Genomic DNA, 16042 nt, shown 5'->3' on the forward strand with positions numbered 1-16042 from the left:
GGGCGGGGGCTCCACACACGAAGGACGGCAGACGTCAGCCGGTCAGCCCGACCCGACGAAGATCACCAGCAGCAGCCACACCACGGGAGCCGTCGGCAGGAGCGAGTCCAGACGGTCCATGATGCCCCCGTGGCCGGGGAGCAGCGTGCCCATGTCCTTGATGCCCAGGTCCCGCTTGATCATCGACTCGCCGAGGTCGCCCAGCGTGGCGCTGGCCGCGACCGCCAGACCCAGCAGCAGGCCCTGCCACCAGGTGCCGTTGTCGATCAGGAACTCCATGAGCAGCGCGCCCGCCACCATGGCGAAGCCCACCGCTCCGAGCAGGCCCTCGCGGGTCTTGCCCGGGCTGATGCGCGGGGCGAGCTTGTGCTTGCCGAAGCGCCAGCCGACGGCGTACGCCCCGGTGTCGCTGACGACCGTCAGAAGCAGGAAGGTCATGACGCGGAACGGACCGTCGTCGGCGGCGAGCATCATGGCGACGAACGTGGCCAGGAACGGGACGTAGAAGGCCGCGAAGACGCCTGCGGTGACGTCCTTGAGATAGCCCTCCGGCGGTTCCGTCATCCGCCAGACCAGGACGGCCAGCGCGGTGAGCGCCATCGCGACCCACGCGCCCTCGGCGCCCCGGACGTATCCGGAGACGACCATGGCCGCACCGCCGACGGCGAGCGGGACGAGGGGCGCCTTGATGCCCTTGCGCTCCTCCAACCGCTTGGTCAGCTCCCACAGCCCGACCACGACGGCGACCGCTATCACGCCGATGAACAGGGCCTTGACGACGAACAGCGACGCGACGATCACCACACCCAGACCGACACCGACCCCTATGGCCGCACTCAGGTCCCGGCCCGCGCTCTTCTTCTGCGGCGCGGGCGCCGGCTGCGAGGAGTCGGGCATGGGCTCCGGATTCTGCGGCGCCGCCCCGTAGGACGACGTCTGCGGCATGTCGTGCGGGCCGTAGGGCGAGGCCTGCGGCTGGTGGTACGGCTGCGGCTGCCGTACGTCGTACGGCGGCTGCGGCGTCTCGTCGCGGAACAAGGGGCCGCCCAGCCGAGCGGCCCCCCGGTCGTCATCCTGGTCTCCGCCATGTGCGGGTACGTCGGGCACGATGGGCATGGGGCGAGTCTGCTGCGCGTCATGCGCATCGTACGCGGGACCCGCCGGGGCAGCCCCCTGGACAGGCCCTCCGTCGGACGGCCCCCAGTACCCGGCTTGTGGCGGCGCCCCCCAGGAAGAGTCGTTCATCAGACCTCGAGCAGCTCCGATTCCTTGTGCTTCAGGAGCTCGTCCACCTGGGCGACGTACTTGTGCGTCGCGTCGTCGAGTTCCTTCTCCGCACGGCGGCCCTCGTCCTCGCCGACCTCGCCGTCCTTGACGAGCTTGTCGATCGCGTCCTTGGCCTTGCGGCGGACGGCGCGGATGGACACCTTGGCGTCCTCGCCCTTGCCCCTGGCGACCTTGATGTAGTCGCGGCGACGCTCCTCGGTCAGTTCGGGGAACACCACTCGGATGATGTTGCCGTCATTGCTCGGGTTGACGCCCAGGTCGGAATCGCGGATCGCCTGCTCGATGTTCCGCAGCGCGGTCTTGTCGAACGGGGTCACGACCGCCATGCGCGGCTCCGGCACGGAGAACGAAGCCAGCTGGTTGATCGGCGTCGGCGCGCCGTAGTAGTCGGCCACGATCTTGTTGAACATCGCCGGGTGGGCACGGCCCGTACGGATCGCGGCGAAGTCCTCCTTGGCGACCACGACGGCCTTCTCCATCTTCTCCTCGGCCTCGAGGAGGGTCTCTTCGATCACCACTTGCTCCTGCGTGTCTTGAGTAGGCCCGGCTGCGGTTCCTTGGTGGGGCGGCGGCCGGCTGCGTCGCGTCTCTTTCCTGCACGGTTCCCGACCGGCAGGACATTGTCCATCCCCCGGTCAGGGTCATCAGCCCTGGCTGACTTGATCACCCACAAGCGTGCCGATCTTCTCACCCTTGACGGCACGCGCGATATTGCCCTCGGCCAGAAGCTCGAAGACGAGGATCGGAAGCTTGTTGTCGCGGCACAGCGTGACGGCGGTGGCGTCGGCGACCTTCAGGTCGCGCGTGATGACCTCGCCGTAGCCGAGGGCGTCGAACTTGACCGCGTCCGGGTTGGTCTTGGGGTCGGAGTCGTAGACCCCGTCCACACCGTTCTTGCCCATGAGGAGCGCCTCGGCGTCGATCTCCAGGGCGCGCTGGGCGGCGGTGGTGTCGGTGGAGAAGTACGGCATGCCCATACCGGCACCGAAGATGACCACGCGGCCCTTCTCCAGGTGCCGCACGGCGCGCAGCGGGATGTACGGCTCGGCGACCTGGCCCATGGTGATGGCGGTCTGCACCCGGCTGTCGATGCCCTCCTTCTCCAGGAAGTCCTGGAGGGCGAGGCAGTTCATGACGGTGCCGAGCATGCCCATGTAGTCCGAGCGGGCCCGGTCCATGCCGCGCTGCTGGAGTTCGGCGCCGCGGAAGAAGTTGCCGCCGCCGATGACGACGGCGATCTCCGCGCCGTCCCGCACGACCGCGGCGATCTCGCGGGCGATCTTGTGCACCACGTCGGGGTCGACACCCAGGCCCCCGCCACCGGCGAACGCCTCTCCGGACAGCTTCAGCATGAACCGCCCGCGTACCTTGCCGTCGTCGCTCTTGTGAGCCTTGGTGGTCATGACGTTCTCCTCATGGTGCACATGCGAAGAAGGCCATTGCCGGTGGGGTGTCGTTCGCATCCCATGCTCGGCAATGGCCTCCTCGTCAGATCTGCTGTCGTCCGCCACACCTGTGACGGCGTACACGGACGACTGCCGCCGACCCTATCGGGGTCGCGCGCCGATCGCGGTACGGACTCAGATGCCGACCTTGATGCGCGTGAAGCGCTTCAGGGTGACACCCGCCTCGTCCAGAACCTTCTGGACGGACTTCTTGTTGTCGAGCGCGTACGGCTGACCGAGCAGCGTGGCTTCCTTGAAGAAGCCGTTGACGCGACCCTCGACGATCTTCGGCAGGGCGGCCTCGGGCTTGCCCTCGGCGCGGGTGGTCTCCTCGGCGACGCGACGCTCGGACTCGACGACCTCGGCCGGCACGTCCTCCTTGGAGAGGTACTTCGGCGCGAAGGCGGCGATGTGCTGCGCGATACCGCGGGCGACCTCGGCGTTCGGCTTGTCGAACTCGACGAGGACACCGATCTGCGGGGGCAGGTCGGGCATCGTGCGGTGCATGTACGCCGTCACGAAACCGTCCGCGAACTGCGCGAAGCGGTCCAGGACGATCTTCTCGCCCAGGTTGGCGTTGGCCTCGTCCACGAACGCCTGGACGGTCTTGCCGGCCTCGATCTCGGAGGCGAGCAGCGCCTGGAGGTCGGCCGGGGAGGTCTTGGCGACGTGCTCGGCGATCGTGTTGGCGACGGCCTGGAACTTGTCACCCTTGGCGACGAAGTCCGTCTCGCACTTCAGCTCGACGAGCACACCGGAGGAGTTGTCGTCGGAGATGATCGAGACCACGGCGCCGTTCTCGGCGGAGCGGCCCTCGCGCTTGGCGACGCCCTTCTGGCCCTTGATGCGGAGCGCCTCGACGGCCTTCTCGACGCTGCCGTCGGCCTCGTCCAGCGCCTTCTTGCAGTCCATCATGCCGGCGCCGGTGAGCTCCCGGAGCTTCTTGACGTCGGCGGCGGTGTAGTTCGCCATGATTCTGGAATCTCTCTCGAAGTCTGAAGATCTACGGGCGCCGGACGGCGGGGGCTTTGTGAGCCCCCGCCGTCCGGAACCCGAAGGGGGTGAGGGGTCAGGCCTGCTCGGCGTCCGCGGCGGGGGCCTCGGCGACCGGGGCTTCCTCGGCGGCAGGGGCCTCGGCAGCGGGCGCCTCGGCCGGAGCCTCGACAGCGGCCTCAGCCGGCGCCTCGGCGGCGGGGGCCTCGGCCTCGGCGACAGCGGCCTCAGCGGCGGGCGCCTCGGCGGCGTCCTCGGAGTCCGTCTTCTTCTCGCCCTCGAGCAGGTCGCGCTCCCACGCGGCCAGCGGCTCGCCCGCGGCCTTGTCACCCTTGCCCTCGGTGGCGACACCGGAGCGGGAGATGAGGCCCTCGGCGACCGCGTCCGCGATCACACGGGTGAGCAGCGTGACGGAGCGGATCGCGTCGTCGTTGCCCGGGATCTTGTAGTCGACCTCGTCGGGGTCGCAGTTGGTGTCGAGGATCGCGACGACCGGGATGTTGAGCTTCCGGGCCTCGCCGACCGCGATGTGCTCCTTCTTGGTGTCCACGATCCAGACGGCGCTGGGCACCTTGGACATCTCGCGGATACCACCGAGGGTCTTCTCCAGCTTGGCCTTCTCGCGCGAGAGCACGAGAAGCTCCTTCTTGGTGAGACCCGACGCGGCGACGTCCTCGAAGTCGATCTGCTCAAGCTCCTTGAGGCGCTGCAGACGCTTGTAGACGGTCGAGAAGTTGGTGAGCATGCCGCCCAGCCAGCGCTGGTTGACGTAGGGCATGCCGACGCGGGTCGCCTGCTCGGCGATCGCCTCCTGCGCCTGCTTCTTCGTGCCGACGAACATGACCGTGCCGCCGTGGGCGACGGTCTCCTTGACGAACTCGTAGGCGCGGTCGATGTACGACAGCGACTGGAGCAGGTCGATGATGTAGATGCCGTTGCGCTCCGTGAAGATGAACCGCTTCATCTTCGGGTTCCAACGACGGGTCTGGTGACCGAAGTGGACGCCGCTTTCCAGCAGCTCCCGCATCGTGACGACGGCCATGGCCGTTCTCCTTGTGTTTCTCGGTTGTGCCGCGGGTACCGGGTCGGTATCCGCGCCTGACGCCCGCGATGCGCCTTGCCGCGAGGGACCGAGAGGCGCTGACATCGGCTGTTTGACGGCCTGATGTCGGGGCGTGCGAAGTCGACCCGGTGACCCGGATCGCCAGAAGAAGTGTACGGGACCCGCGAGGTACCGGGTGACGCCGTTGTCCACAACCCCGGGGCGGTCCACAGGGCCCGACGGCGGCCGGGCGGATGCGGGACGGTTTCCCGTATGCGAGCGATGTCAGCGGTGCGAGCGGTGCGATGTGCGGGTGCGTGGACGGGGTTGCTGTTGCTGCTGACGGCGACCGTGGCGACCTGCGCAGCCCCGCCGGACGACCGGCCGGCCCCCTTCACTCCCGCGGCCTCGGACACCTCCGCCCCGCCCCTCGGCCGCGCCTGGCCGGTGGGCACGCGCCCACCGGTCCTGCGCGGCTGGGAACCCCCGGCGACGGTGTACGGCCGCGGCCACCGAGGCGTCGATCTCGCGGCCGCTCCCGGCACACCGGTGCGAGCGGTGGCGGCGGGCCGGGTGTCCTTCGCGGGCCGTGTGGCCGGCAAGGGGGTCGTCTCGGTGGAACTCCCGGACACGGGCGCCCCGCCCCTGCGAACGACCTACGAGCCGGTACGGGCGTCGGTGCGGAAGGGCGACGAAGTCGCGGCGGGCGAGGTGGTGGGCACGACGGAACCGACGGGCTCCCACTGCACCGCCCCCTGCCTGCACTGGGGTCTGCGCAGGGGCGAGACCTACCTGGACCCCCTGTCCCTGCTGCCGCCCTGGCTGTTGCACCGGGGGCCGTCGAGACTGCTGCCGGTCCTCGGGGTACCGGAGCCGTGACGGCCGACGTAGGGGCTGCCGCAACGAGGACACCACGCCCTGCGAGCGGGCCCACCCGACACTCGACGCCGACACAGCCGGCCCCTGGGAGCCGTACCGCCGCCCCACCGGCAGGCCACGCCCGCCGGCTCATCGACAGCCACGCCGTCAGCCTGCGGGCAGTCGTGCCGCGGGGCGGTACGGGTGGGGGCGGGCGCCACGGATGGGCGCGGGCGGCACCCCGTCGGCGCCGGGTCGCGCGACCCACCCGGCCCCAGTCGGCGTCAGCCCTGAACGCCCCTCAGCGCCATGGAAACCGCCGCCTCCGTGATCACCGAAGGTTCCTCCGCCGCACCGAACTCGATCCGCCGCACCGCCGCGTCCACGACCCCCTGGAGCAGCATCGCCGCCATCCGGGGCTGCTCGTGCCCCATCTCCGCCAGCGCCTCGACGATCATCGCCACCAGTCCGCCGTGCGCGGCCCGGATCTTCTCCCGGGCCCCGGCGTCCAGTTCGCTCGCGGAGATCGCCACCACGGCCCGGTGCCGCCGGTCCCCGACCAGCGCCAGCTGCTGGCGCACATATGCCTCGACCTTGCCCTCGGGCGTCCCGGCCCGCTCCATCGCCGCCGACACCTCCGCCGCCCAGACGGGAAAGTCGACCTCGCACAGTTCCTGGACCACGGCGGCCCGCGACCGGAAGTACTCGTACACGGACGAGCGCGCGAGCCCCGTGCGCTCGGCGAGGGCCGGGAAGGTCAGCGCCTCCGTCCCGCCCTCGGACAACAGGGAACGAGCCGCGTCCAGCAGGGCGGCTCGCTGCATCGACCGGTGCTCGGCCACGGAGGCCGCTCGAATCCTTGGCACGTCAACCACTCTACGGACGGACCAGCGCCGACGGGAGTGGCTGCCGCCCTCCCACTTCCTCAGCGGCCGAAACTCGCCAGCTTCGCCCGCAGCTGCAGCACCGATTTGGTGTGGATCTGGCTCACCCGGCTCTCGGTCACCCCGAGCACGTTCCCGATCTCGGCGAGCGTGAGCCCCTCGTAGTAGTACAGCGTGACGACGGTCTTCTCCCGTTCGGGCAGGGTGTTGATCGCCCGCGCCAGGAACCGTCTGAGTTCCCGGCCCTCGGCCACCTCGACCGGGTTGTCGGCGGCGGTGTCCTCCAGCGTGTCCATGAGGCTCAGCCGGTCGCCGCCCTCACCGCCGGCGTGCAGCAACTCCTCCAGGGCCACCACGTTCGCCAGCGACAACTGACTGAACACCGCGTGGAGTTCGTCGACCGCGATGCCCATCTCGGCGGCCACCTCCCCCTCGCTGGGGGTCCGCCGCAACCGCGCCTCCAGCGTGGCGTACGCCCGCTCGACGTTGCGTGCCTTCTGCCGCACGGACCGTGGGATCCAGTCCAGCGCCCGCAGCTCGTCGATCATCGCGCCCCGGATCCGGGTGATCGCGTACGTCTCGAACTTGATCTCCCGGCCGACGTCGAACTTCTCGATGGCGTCGATGAGCCCGAAGACCCCGGAGGACACGAAGTCCGCCTGCTCGACATTGGGCGGCAGACCGACGCTCACCCGCCCCGCCACGTATTTCACGAGGGGTGAGTAGTGCAGGATCAGCTGCTCGCGCAGCCGCTCGTCCCCCGTCGCCTTGTAGGACCGCCACAGCTCGTCGAGCGTCGAGGGAGCGGGCGGCCGCACGTCGCCACCGTCACGGGCGGCTGGGGGGAGCGCCGCCCGGTCGGACCCGGAGGTGTGCTGGGGCATTCGTCGCCTTGTGCCGTTCTGCCGTAAGTGGTGGTGACCTGGGTGAGCTGTCGGCCTGATACCGAGATCACCCGTCTGCGGGGGAATCCACGTGAGCGTAGCGTGACTGACGTGTCGCAGTGCGCGAAGAGCGTGCCTCGGAGCATGCGCAGATACGTTCCGCTGGACGCCCCACCGAGTCACACCCATCGCTCTACGTGATCATCGAATCGCGCCAACTGCGGGAATTCGCAAGGGCGTCAGGGTTCCCCCGGACGGCCGAACACGCTCGGTCAACACCCGTGTCCGTCACCCTTCACGGAGATCATTGCCTGGCGTGTCAACTTCCAGCCGTCGCCGTGTCGTTCGACGTAACCAAGTGATCGGAGTTCGTACAGTCTCGCGATGGCGTCGTCCCGGGTCGTCAGTGCACCGCGCGCGATCTCGTCCGGTGTCGCCGCCCGGCGCCCGGGCAGGGCGGCCAGGACCCGCCGGGCGGCGGCGGTGAGGAGATCGCGCGGCAGTACGGGACCCCGCCGGTCCGGGGCCAGTTCGCCCATGTCACCGACGAGTTCGACGACTTCCGCGGCGTCCGTGACCAGCGTCGCCTCCCCGCGCAGCAGCTCGTGCACTCCGGCGGAGAGTCCGCTGGTGGCGGCGCCGGGAATCCCCATGGTGTGGCGGCCCAACCGCTGCGCCGCCCGTGCGGTGACCAGCGACCCGCTCCGATGGGCGGCCTCGACGACGACCGTGCCGCGGGTGAGCGCGGCGATCACCCGGTTCCGCAGCACGAACCTGCTCGGTGTCGGATGGGCCCCGGGCGGCAACTCCCCGATCACCAGACCCTGTTCGGCGATCCTGGTGATCAACTGGGTGTGTCCGCGCGGGTAGGGCAGGTCGACTCCGCAGGCGAGCACGGCGACGGTGGCTCCTCCGGCGCCCAGGGCACCGCGGTGGGCGGCGCCGTCGACTCCGTAGGCCCCGCCGGACACCACGACCCAGCCGCGTTCGGCGAGGTCGGCGGCGAGGGTGGCCGCCATGTGGGCGCCGTACTCGGTGCAGGCGCGGGCGCCCACGACGGCCACCGATCTGAGCGCCCACATCCGCAGGCTGGGTCGGCCGCGCACCCACAGCCCCAGGGGCCGCGCGTCCCCCAGGTCGTCGAGCTGTCCCGGCCACTCGGCGTCGCCGGGAGCCACGAACCGCACCCCGGCGTCCCGCGCGGTGTCGAGGTCCCGCCCGGGCTCCACCCCTTCGGCCCGCCCGACCAGCCCGGCCCACCGTTTGTAGCTCACCCCCGGCAACGGCGTCCCGTCGGCCCCGCCGCCCCGCAACCGTCGGACCAGCTCCGCCACCCCGTACTCCCGCACCCAGCGCCCGGCGACCTCGTCACCGGGCTCGACGACCCGGGTGAGGAAGACCCGGTTCAGCAGCTCGGCGTCCGGATCGTCGTCGACGCTCACGTCAGCGCTCCGAGGGCCATCGGGACGCCCCTGGGCACCCCGGTGCGCAGTTGCAGCGCCAGGGCGACGTCCGTCGCGTCGGGTCGGTCATGGCCGACGAGGTCCGCGACGGTCCAGGCCACCCGCAGGACGCGGTCGATCCCGCGGGCGGTCAGCACGCCCCGCTCCAGGCTCCGCTCCGCGTCGTCCATGGCACCGGAGACCGCGTGCCAGCGACTGCGCAGTTCGCGTCCGGGGACCTCGCTGTTCGTGCGCCACGGGGTGCCGGAGAGCCGGACCACCGCTCGCTCCCGGGCCTCCCGGACCCGGTCGGCGACCGCGGTCGTGGACTCGCCGCGGGCTCCGCGCTGGGCGAGCTGGGCCCGCGTGACCCGGTCCACCTCCACCCGCAGGTCGACCCGGTCGAGCAGCGGGCCGGACAGCCGGGCCTGGTAGCGACGGATCGAGGAGGGCGGGCACTCGCACAGGTCGTCCGTCCTGGAGAACCGTCCGCACGGGCAGGGGTTGGCGGCGAGCACCATCAGGAACTTCGCCGGGAAGCGCACCACGCCCGCGCTGCGTGCGATCACCACGTGCCCCGCCTCCAGCGGCTGCCGCAGGGCGTCCAGGGCCCGGCTGCCGAATTCGGGGGTCTCGTCCAGAAAGAGAACTCCGCGGTGCGAGAGCGACACCGCTCCCGGCCGGGCGATGCCCTGGCCGCCGCCGACCAGCGCCTGCATCGTCGCCGAGTGGTGCGGGGCGCAGTAGGGGGCCACGTCGATCAGGGGTTTGCCCGGCGGCAGCAGGCCCGCCACCGAGTGGACCGCCGTGACCTCCAGCGACTCCACCCGGCTGAGGCGCGGCAGGATGGCGGGGAGCCGCTCCGCGAGCATGGTCTTCCCGGCGCCGGGCGGTCCTTCCAGGAACAGGTGGTGTCCGCCCGCCGCGGCGACCTCCACGGCCGTGCGCGCCGAGGTCTGGCCCACGACGTCGGCGAGGTCGTGGCCCTGGTCGTACGGCGCGCCGCCCAGGCCGTGCATGCCGGTCGCGGCGCCGGTGCCCGGTACCCGCAGGCCGGCCATGAGCGGGTCGGGGCGGCCCACGTCGTCCGGCTCCTCCTCCGGTACGGGCTCGTCCGCGAGGACCGCGATCAACTGGCGCAGGCTGCGGACCCCCAGCACGGACACACCGGGCACCAGAGCGGCCTCGGCGGCGGCGCATTCCGGCACCACCACCTGCTCGTAGCCGGCGTCCGCCGCGGCCAGCACCGCGGGCAGGATGCCCCGCACCGGCCGCACCCGGCCGTCGAGGCCCACCTCCCCGATCATCACGATGTCGGCCAGCACCCGCGGATCGATCCGCTCGGCCGCCCCCAGCACTGCTGCGGCGACGGCGAGATCGAACCCGCTGCCGCTCTTGGGCACCGACGCCGGGCTCAGGCCGACGGTGAGCTTCTTCTGCGGCCAGGCGGCCCCGGAATTGACCACCGCCGCCCGGACCCGGTCCCGGCTCTCCGTCAGGCTCTTGTCCGGCAGGCCCACCAGGGTGAACGCGGCGACCCCGGGTTCCAGGTCGGCCTGGACCTCGACCACCACACCCTCGACGCCCACCAGCGCCACCGAACACGTACGCGCGAAGCCCATCTCAGGCCACCCCCCGCACATGCTCGACCACGGGCGCCCCGCGACTGGGCAGCACGACCCCCACGAGGTCGATGCGGACCCCTCCCGGCGGTGCTCCGCCGTGTGTGTGGATCCAGCGTTCGGCGAGGGCCCGCAGGCGCTCCGCCTTGTCGGGGGTCACCGCGGCCATCGGATGCTCGAAGAGCCCGGTCCGCCGGGTCTTGACCTCGCAGACGACCAGGACGTCGCCGTCCCGCGCCACGATGTCGATCTCACCGGTCCTGCCGCAGCGCCAGTTGCGCTCCAGGACCGTCATCCCGGCCTCCGCCAGCCGCCGCGCGGCCAGCGTCTCGCCGTACCTGCCCAGTGCACTGCGTGCCTGATGGGTGTTCATGTCGGCACCACCTCCGGCGCCAACGATCACGCACCCGGGCCGACCGAGTTGATCTTGGTGGACTACTCGCCGGTTGTGGAAAACCCCGTCACCCGGGCGAGGGAATCCCGCTCGGGCCGCAGCCGTGCCTCAGCTGCCCGGCAGCTCCAGATCGCTCTTGTTCAGCTCCTCGATGTTCACGTCCTTGAACGTGAGCACCCGCACCTGCTTCACGAACCGAGCCGGCCGGTACATGTCCCACACCCAGGCGTCGGCCATGGACACCTCGAAGAACACCTCACCCTGGACCGAGTGCACCTGCATCTCATAGTCGTTGGTCAGATAGAAGCGACGCTCGGTTTCGATCACGTACTTGAACAAACCGACGACATCGCGGTACTCCCGGTAGAGCTTGAGCTCCATCTCGGTCTCGTACTTCTCGAGGTCCTCGGCGCTCATGGCATGTTCCCCTTCAGCCGTGCGATCCCACCATTGTGCGCCAGTCCCGCGAGCCTCTAGACGATTTCGGTGTCCAGGGTCACGGGCCCGGCCGGAGGCCCTTCGTCCAGCAGCTTGCGCAGCAGCTCGGCGAGTCTGGTCGGATACACCGTCTCATGTGCCCGGGTCAGTTCCCGACACGTCCACCAGCGCGCTCCGGCGACACTGCGGCGCTCCAACTCGGTCAGCCCCATGGCCGACGGCACCACCTCGGCCGCACGGTTCGTCCGGGCCAGGAAGTACCACTCGTCCTGGTCCCAGCGTCGGCCCGCGAACGGGAAGGAACACCTCCGCCGCCACAGGACCGGGCCGAGGTCGACCTCGGTGATGCCGGTCTCCTCGGCGAGTTCCCGGAGCGCGGCCTGTTCACGGGTCTCGTCGCCCTCAAGCCCGCCGCCCGGTGTGAACCACCAGTCGTCGGCGGGATCGTCCGGCTCGTGACCGTGGAGCAGAAGGATGCGGTCCTCGGGGTCGAGCAGGACGACCCGGGCCACCTTGCGCAGCCCGCCCTCGTACGTGTCCGCGCCCGCGTCGGTCGCCTCAGCGGGCACCGGCGGACTCCGTCCGCGTCCGGGAGCGGCCGAACCACTTGGCGACCGGACCGTACGCCCCACCGCCGAGGACGAGCACGGCTCCGGCGACGATCATCGCGGCGATGACGCGGAGCGGTCCCGGCGAGGACAGCGCGCCGAGCGCCTCGAAGCCGGTCGGCCGCTCCAGCATGCCGTTCATGGGCCAGACGGTGGCGTCCACCCGGGCCGTCACGGCACCGCGCGACACCGTGCCGCCGGCCGCGTCGGTCAGGTGGGCCGTGGAGTCCAGGGACCCGGCCCGCTCGTCGCCCAGCAGGAACAGCCGGCCCTTGGGCACCGTCACGGTCGGGAAGCCGGTGATCTCGGCCGCGCTCCCCTCGGGCAGATAGGGCTCGGTGATCGGCTTGCCGTTGACGGTCAGCTTGCCCTCGGTGCAGCAGGCCACCGTGTCCCCGCCGACGGCGACCACCCGCTTGACCACGGGGCTGTTGGTCACCCAGGTCTTGTCGGTGAAGACGACGACATCGCCCCGGCGGACCTCGCCGCCGTCGACGCGCTGGGCCAGGACCCGGTCGCCCGCGTTGATCGTCGGCGTCATCGAGCCGGTGGGCACGGTGTACGGGCGGTAGAGCACCGCTCCCCAGACGAATCCGCCGAGGAACAGCACGAGGCCCAGTGCGACAGCCACCCCGGACAGTCGCTGTCCGGTCCGGCTGCCCACCGGGCCCGTGTCCGTGCCCCCGCCGCGCGGGGCCGTACGCATCGCACTCTCGCCACCCATGGGTCCGCACCCTACCCGGGGGTACGGTCCGCGGTCAGCCCATGGACGGATCAAGAACGAGCACGCCCCACGTCAGCGGACGTCAGGCCTTGCCGCACTCCCACTCGCCCCACAGGCCCCACTCACCGCTGGAGCGCTCACCGATACCGGCGCGGACACACACCGTGGCCCCCTCGGCGAAGTTGTGGTTCTCGTGCTTCCACTCCCCCACGCCGCCGGAGACCCAGACCGAGTCGTCGTAGCCGCTCTGGATGGGCGCCACGTCCCACTGGAGAACGCCCGACATCGAGTCCTTACAGAGGTCCTGGACGTGGAACCAGTCACCGTCCGCCTCGAAGTACCCCTTCGCACCGTGCGAACAGGCCGAGGTGTTGGCACCCGCGTAGGAGTAGTCGGAGTTGCTGCCGGCCAGCGCCGGCGTACCGGCGAGTGCGACGAGGGCCATGGCGGATGCGGACACACCCAGGACCCGGGAAACAACCTTGCGCAAGACGAACGCCTCCCCGTTTGAAGAACACCTTGCTCACGTCGGTCACGACGCGGCATCGACATTAAGTTCGAATTACATGCCCATGACCGGAGAGCGTCGTATCGTGATCTTTCCGTGATCAACGGATACGCAAGGACCCGGTCGACCATGACGTCGACCGGGTCCGAGGACGGTGCTTCCGAGGTTTCGGCGCGGTGCCGTGAGGTCAGCGGGTCTCGGCGACCATGCGCTTCCGCCGGCGCCACAGCGCCAGCGGCACCACCCCGACGAAGGCGAACGCGTCCGGCGCGACCGTGAGGGACGCCGACGACTGGGTGTTGAGGCCGGACTGGCCGAAGGTGTCCGGCACCGGCAGGGTGTCCCAGCGGTTGATCGGCCAGGCCTTCACGACGGCACGGCCGACGACCTCGCTCACCGGGACCATGCCGTGGTTCTTGTCCGACTGGTTGTAGCGCGAGTCGCGCGAGTTCTGCCGGTGGTCGCCCATGACCCAGATGGAACCCTGGGGGACCTTCACCGTGAACTGGCCGCCCTGGTCGTCCTGGCTGCACGGGGTGTTGCCCGCGTAGACGTACGACGACTCGTCGAGCGCCTTGCCGTTGACCTTCAGCGGGCCCGTGCCCTCGCAGGAGACGGTGTCGCCGCCGACGCCGATGACCCGCTTGATGAGGTCCTTCTCCTCGGCGGACGGCATCAGGCCGATCCAGCTGAGGAACGTCTGCACCGCGTTCGGGTCCGTCGTCGGCTCGCCCGCCAGCCAGCTGTCGGGGTCGTGGAAGACGACGACCTCGCCGCGCTCGGGCTCGGAGCCGAACCAGGGCGTGAGCTTGTCGACCAGGACCCGGTCACCCACCTGGAGGGTGTTCTGCATCGAGTCGGAAGGAATCGAGAACGCCTGCACCAGGAACGTCTTGATCAGCAGCGCGAGCACCAGCGCGATGCCGATCAGGATGGGCAGCTCCTTCCAGAAGGAGCGCGGCTTCTTCGCCTGGGGAGCCGCGCCACCGTCTCCGTCGCCGGCGCCGCCACCGGCCCCGCGGTCTCCCGCTCCGCTCCCGTCGGTCCTCGTCCCGTCCTCGGCCGCCCCGGAGTCACTCCCGGGGGTCACGGCGCCGTCCGCGGCCGGGACGGCTGATCCCGCGGGGCGCCCGCGGTGTTCCTCGCCGTCGTGTCCGGACCGTGCGCCAACCGCCACATCCCCCACGCCAACTCCTTACTCTGTGCCGCTGCCTGCCCCATGTTCGGCGCAGGCCCACCACTCCCATAACGAGCGGGAGTTCCGCAGGGCTCGGGAGTTGGATCGATGCGTTCGGATCGTCGGGGGCAACCCTAAGCGACACAGGGGGAGCCGCGGTCGCCCCGGACCCCGAGTCGGAGACCGAAGCGTAGGTTTTCGGCTCCTCCAGCGTCGTCCAGTGGCCGAAGGGCCAGGCGATGACCCGGGCCCGTCCCACCACCGAGTCCTCGGAGACCGTACCGCCGTAGTCGGTGTCCTGGTGGGCACGGGAGTCCGCGGAGTTGGCCCGGTGGTCGCCCATCACCCACAGCCGGCCCTGCGGGACGGTGATGTCGAACTGGGTTGTGGACGGGGCGTTCCCGGGATACAGGTAGCCCTCGGTCAGGGGAACGCCGTTGACCGTGACCCGCCCTTCCGTGTCACAGCACTTGACGCGGTCGCCGCCGACGCCGACGACCCGCTTGATGAGGTCCTTCTCGTCGTCGGACGGCAGCAGGCCGATGAAGGTGAGCCCCTCCTTGACCTGCTTGACGACGATGGGGTCGTCCTTCTTCGTGGTGGTCTGCTCGTCCTGGAGCCAGCCGCCGGGGTCCTTGAAGACGACCACGTCGCCACGCGAGGGCTTGGAGCCGAACCAGGGGGTGAGCTTGTCGACCAGGACCCGGTCGCCGATCTGGATCGTCTGCTCCATGGAGCCGGACGGGATCACGAACGCCTGGACGAGGAAGGTCTTCAGCACCAGGGCTATGAGGACGGCGACACCGACGAGGAGGGGTATCTCCTTGACCGCACCGCGCCTGCGGCGCCGCTTGACCTTGCGCTGGAGCTTGCGCCGCTCGGAGCGCGTCCGGCCGCTCGACGAGCTGGAGGAGCGCCGGGAGCCGGTGGGCAGGAGGTTCTCGGCCGCGCTCTCGGCCGCGCCGCGCGGTTTTCCGCGGTTACCCATGGGCGCCGTCCGCCTGCCGCGATCCGTCCGCCCCCGGGGTGGGCACGCGCGCGTAGGCACCCGGGCGGTGCAGGCGGGTGAAGTGGGCGGCGGGCCACAGGATCCAGTCGGCCCGGCCCACGACGTCGTCGACGGGGATCATGCCGCCGCCCGGCGATCCCAGATGGTCGCGGGAGTCGCTGGAGTCGCTGCGGTGGTCACCGAGGACGAACAGGGTGCCCTCGGGCACCCGGACGTCGAAGGACACCGTGGAGGGACTGTCACCGGGGTACAGGAACGTCGACTCGTCGACCGACCGGCCGTTCACCTCGATCATCCCCTCCTTGTCGCAGCAGACCACATGGTCTCCACCTACCCCCACAACGCGCTTGACGTAGTCGCCGTCCCCGAAATACCCGGTTCCGTCGAACACGACGACATCGCCGCGCCTCGGATCGGCACCGAAACGGTACGCCAACTTATTTACGAGAACGCGGTCCCCGATCCTCAATCCGCTTTCCATGGATCCGCTGGGAATCTGGAAGGGCTGGAGGACGAAGTTGCCTAGCAGCAGCAGGAACAGCAGGCAGACCAGCAGGGTCAGGGTGATCCACCCGCCGGGCAGCCGGGCGGCGGCTCGTGACCCCAACGCGAAACGCGACCGGTCCTCCGGTCCTCCCGGGGCCGAGATCTCCTCGGCATCGGAAGGGCGGGAGGAGCGGTCGCGCTCCGTCGGCTGTGCTTCGGTGTCCATCGGGGCCAGATGCTA

Annotated in this window: 18 protein-coding genes; 1 reads left to right on the top strand and 17 read right to left on the bottom strand. The window is 70.5% G+C overall.

Annotated elements, in window-relative coordinates; translation table 11 throughout:
• Positions 1-42: 42 nt before the first annotated feature.
• The 5 genes from ACZ5VD_RS25685 to rpsB form a co-directional block, all read right to left on the bottom strand.
• On the bottom strand, positions 43-1245 hold the full coding sequence (locus ACZ5VD_RS25685) for a phosphatidate cytidylyltransferase (protein WP_468683458.1): 1203 nt from the start codon (positions 1243-1245) through the stop codon (positions 43-45).
• Positions 1245-1802, bottom strand: coding sequence for a ribosome recycling factor (frr, locus tag ACZ5VD_RS25690; RefSeq protein WP_468552407.1), 558 nt, complete (start codon positions 1800-1802; stop codon positions 1245-1247). Before frr ends, ACZ5VD_RS25685 begins: the two co-directional genes overlap by 1 nt.
• A gap of 129 nt (positions 1803-1931) precedes the next feature.
• Complete coding sequence (gene pyrH, locus ACZ5VD_RS25695; protein ID WP_468552406.1) at positions 1932-2690, bottom strand: UMP kinase; 759 nt, start codon at positions 2688-2690, stop codon at positions 1932-1934.
• A gap of 177 nt (positions 2691-2867) precedes the next feature.
• Positions 2868-3704, bottom strand: coding sequence for a translation elongation factor Ts (gene tsf, locus ACZ5VD_RS25700; protein WP_468552405.1), 837 nt, complete (start codon positions 3702-3704; stop codon positions 2868-2870).
• A 97-nt stretch (positions 3705-3801) separates the two neighbouring features.
• Positions 3802-4767, bottom strand: coding sequence for a 30S ribosomal protein S2 (gene rpsB, locus ACZ5VD_RS25705; protein ID WP_468683459.1), 966 nt, complete (start codon positions 4765-4767; stop codon positions 3802-3804).
• Between the two features lie 273 nt (positions 4768-5040).
• On the opposite strand from rpsB, the gene ACZ5VD_RS25710 reads away from it, so the two are divergent.
• On the top strand, positions 5041-5646 hold the full coding sequence (locus ACZ5VD_RS25710; RefSeq protein WP_468683461.1) for a M23 family metallopeptidase: 606 nt from the start codon (positions 5041-5043) through the stop codon (positions 5644-5646).
• Between the two features lie 263 nt (positions 5647-5909).
• Here the strand turns inward: ACZ5VD_RS25710 and ACZ5VD_RS25715 are convergent, their stop codons facing one another.
• The 12 genes from ACZ5VD_RS25715 to lepB (ACZ5VD_RS25770) all read right to left on the bottom strand — a co-directional run bounded on the left by ACZ5VD_RS25715 (position 5910) and on the right by lepB (ACZ5VD_RS25770) (position 16027).
• Complete coding sequence (locus ACZ5VD_RS25715; RefSeq protein WP_468552518.1) at positions 5910-6467, bottom strand: TetR/AcrR family transcriptional regulator; 558 nt, start codon at positions 6465-6467, stop codon at positions 5910-5912.
• A gap of 83 nt (positions 6468-6550) precedes the next feature.
• Positions 6551-7393, bottom strand: coding sequence for an RNA polymerase sigma factor WhiG (gene whiG / locus ACZ5VD_RS25720; protein ID WP_468552402.1), 843 nt, complete (start codon positions 7391-7393; stop codon positions 6551-6553).
• A 272-nt stretch (positions 7394-7665) separates the two neighbouring features.
• Positions 7666-8835 carry a DNA-processing protein DprA gene (gene dprA / locus ACZ5VD_RS25725; protein WP_468552401.1) on the bottom strand — a complete coding sequence of 390 codons (1170 nt, stop codon included), beginning with the start codon at positions 8833-8835 and terminating at the stop codon, positions 7666-7668.
• Positions 8832-10457: a YifB family Mg chelatase-like AAA ATPase gene (locus ACZ5VD_RS25730; RefSeq protein WP_468683462.1), complete on the bottom strand. Its 1626-nt coding sequence runs from the start codon at positions 10455-10457 to the stop codon at positions 8832-8834. The genes dprA and ACZ5VD_RS25730 overlap by 4 nt, the downstream gene beginning before the upstream one ends.
• Before the next feature lies 1 nt (position 10458).
• The gene (locus ACZ5VD_RS25735; protein WP_468555228.1) at positions 10459-10830 is read right to left on the bottom strand and encodes a YraN family protein; all 372 of its coding nucleotides are present in this window, start codon (positions 10828-10830) and stop codon (positions 10459-10461) included.
• Between the two features lie 129 nt (positions 10831-10959).
• On the bottom strand, positions 10960-11268 hold the full coding sequence (locus tag ACZ5VD_RS25740) for a DUF2469 domain-containing protein (protein ID WP_005311352.1): 309 nt from the start codon (positions 11266-11268) through the stop codon (positions 10960-10962).
• Between the two features lie 56 nt (positions 11269-11324).
• Positions 11325-11858, bottom strand: a complete 534-nt coding sequence (locus ACZ5VD_RS25745) for an NUDIX hydrolase (protein ID WP_468555227.1) — start codon at positions 11856-11858, stop codon at positions 11325-11327.
• Positions 11848-12621: a signal peptidase I gene (gene lepB / locus ACZ5VD_RS25750; protein WP_468555226.1), complete on the bottom strand. Its 774-nt coding sequence runs from the start codon at positions 12619-12621 to the stop codon at positions 11848-11850. Before lepB (ACZ5VD_RS25750) ends, ACZ5VD_RS25745 begins: the two co-directional genes overlap by 11 nt.
• 82 nt (positions 12622-12703) lie before the next feature.
• Positions 12704-13111, bottom strand: coding sequence for a hypothetical protein (locus tag ACZ5VD_RS25755; RefSeq protein WP_468555225.1), 408 nt, complete (start codon positions 13109-13111; stop codon positions 12704-12706).
• 205 nt (positions 13112-13316) lie between these two features.
• Positions 13317-14315: a signal peptidase I gene (lepB, locus tag ACZ5VD_RS25760; protein WP_468683463.1), complete on the bottom strand. Its 999-nt coding sequence runs from the start codon at positions 14313-14315 to the stop codon at positions 13317-13319.
• The gene (lepB, locus tag ACZ5VD_RS25765) at positions 14203-15294 is read right to left on the bottom strand and encodes a signal peptidase I (protein ID WP_468683464.1); all 1092 of its coding nucleotides are present in this window, start codon (positions 15292-15294) and stop codon (positions 14203-14205) included. The genes lepB (ACZ5VD_RS25760) and lepB (ACZ5VD_RS25765) overlap by 113 nt, the downstream gene beginning before the upstream one ends.
• Positions 15287-16027: a signal peptidase I gene (gene lepB / locus ACZ5VD_RS25770; RefSeq protein ID WP_468555222.1), complete on the bottom strand. Its 741-nt coding sequence runs from the start codon at positions 16025-16027 to the stop codon at positions 15287-15289. The genes lepB (ACZ5VD_RS25765) and lepB (ACZ5VD_RS25770) overlap by 8 nt, the downstream gene beginning before the upstream one ends.
• Positions 16028-16042: the final 15 nt, after the last annotated feature.

The sequence above is a fragment of the Streptomyces sp. NPDC032822 genome (genome assembly GCF_055578825.1).

Excerpts from the sequence above, each read along its gene's own strand:
- pyrH (WP_468552406.1), bottom strand. The coding sequence starts at position 2,690 with ATGACCACCAAGGCTCACAAGAGCGACGACGGCAAGGTACGCGGGCGG.
- whiG (WP_468552402.1), bottom strand. The coding sequence starts at position 7,393 with ATGCCCCAGCACACCTCCGGGTCCGACCGGGCGGCGCTCCCCCCAGCC.
- lepB (WP_468555222.1), bottom strand. The coding sequence starts at position 16,027 with ATGGACACCGAAGCACAGCCGACGGAGCGCGACCGCTCCTCCCGCCCT.
- ACZ5VD_RS25740 (WP_005311352.1), bottom strand. The coding sequence starts at position 11,268 with ATGAGCGCCGAGGACCTCGAGAAGTACGAGACCGAGATGGAGCTCAAG.
- lepB (WP_468555226.1), bottom strand. The coding sequence starts at position 12,621 with ATGGGTGGCGAGAGTGCGATGCGTACGGCCCCGCGCGGCGGGGGCACG.
- rpsB (WP_468683459.1), bottom strand. The coding sequence starts at position 4,767 with ATGGCCGTCGTCACGATGCGGGAGCTGCTGGAAAGCGGCGTCCACTTC.
- ACZ5VD_RS25685 (WP_468683458.1), bottom strand. The coding sequence starts at position 1,245 with ATGAACGACTCTTCCTGGGGGGCGCCGCCACAAGCCGGGTACTGGGGG.
- lepB (WP_468683464.1), bottom strand. The coding sequence starts at position 15,294 with ATGGGTAACCGCGGAAAACCGCGCGGCGCGGCCGAGAGCGCGGCCGAG.
- ACZ5VD_RS25735 (WP_468555228.1), bottom strand. The coding sequence starts at position 10,830 with ATGAACACCCATCAGGCACGCAGTGCACTGGGCAGGTACGGCGAGACG.
- ACZ5VD_RS25730 (WP_468683462.1), bottom strand. The coding sequence starts at position 10,457 with ATGGGCTTCGCGCGTACGTGTTCGGTGGCGCTGGTGGGCGTCGAGGGT.
- ACZ5VD_RS25710 (WP_468683461.1), top strand. The coding sequence starts at position 5,041 with ATGCGAGCGATGTCAGCGGTGCGAGCGGTGCGATGTGCGGGTGCGTGG.
- tsf (WP_468552405.1), bottom strand. The coding sequence starts at position 3,704 with ATGGCGAACTACACCGCCGCCGACGTCAAGAAGCTCCGGGAGCTCACC.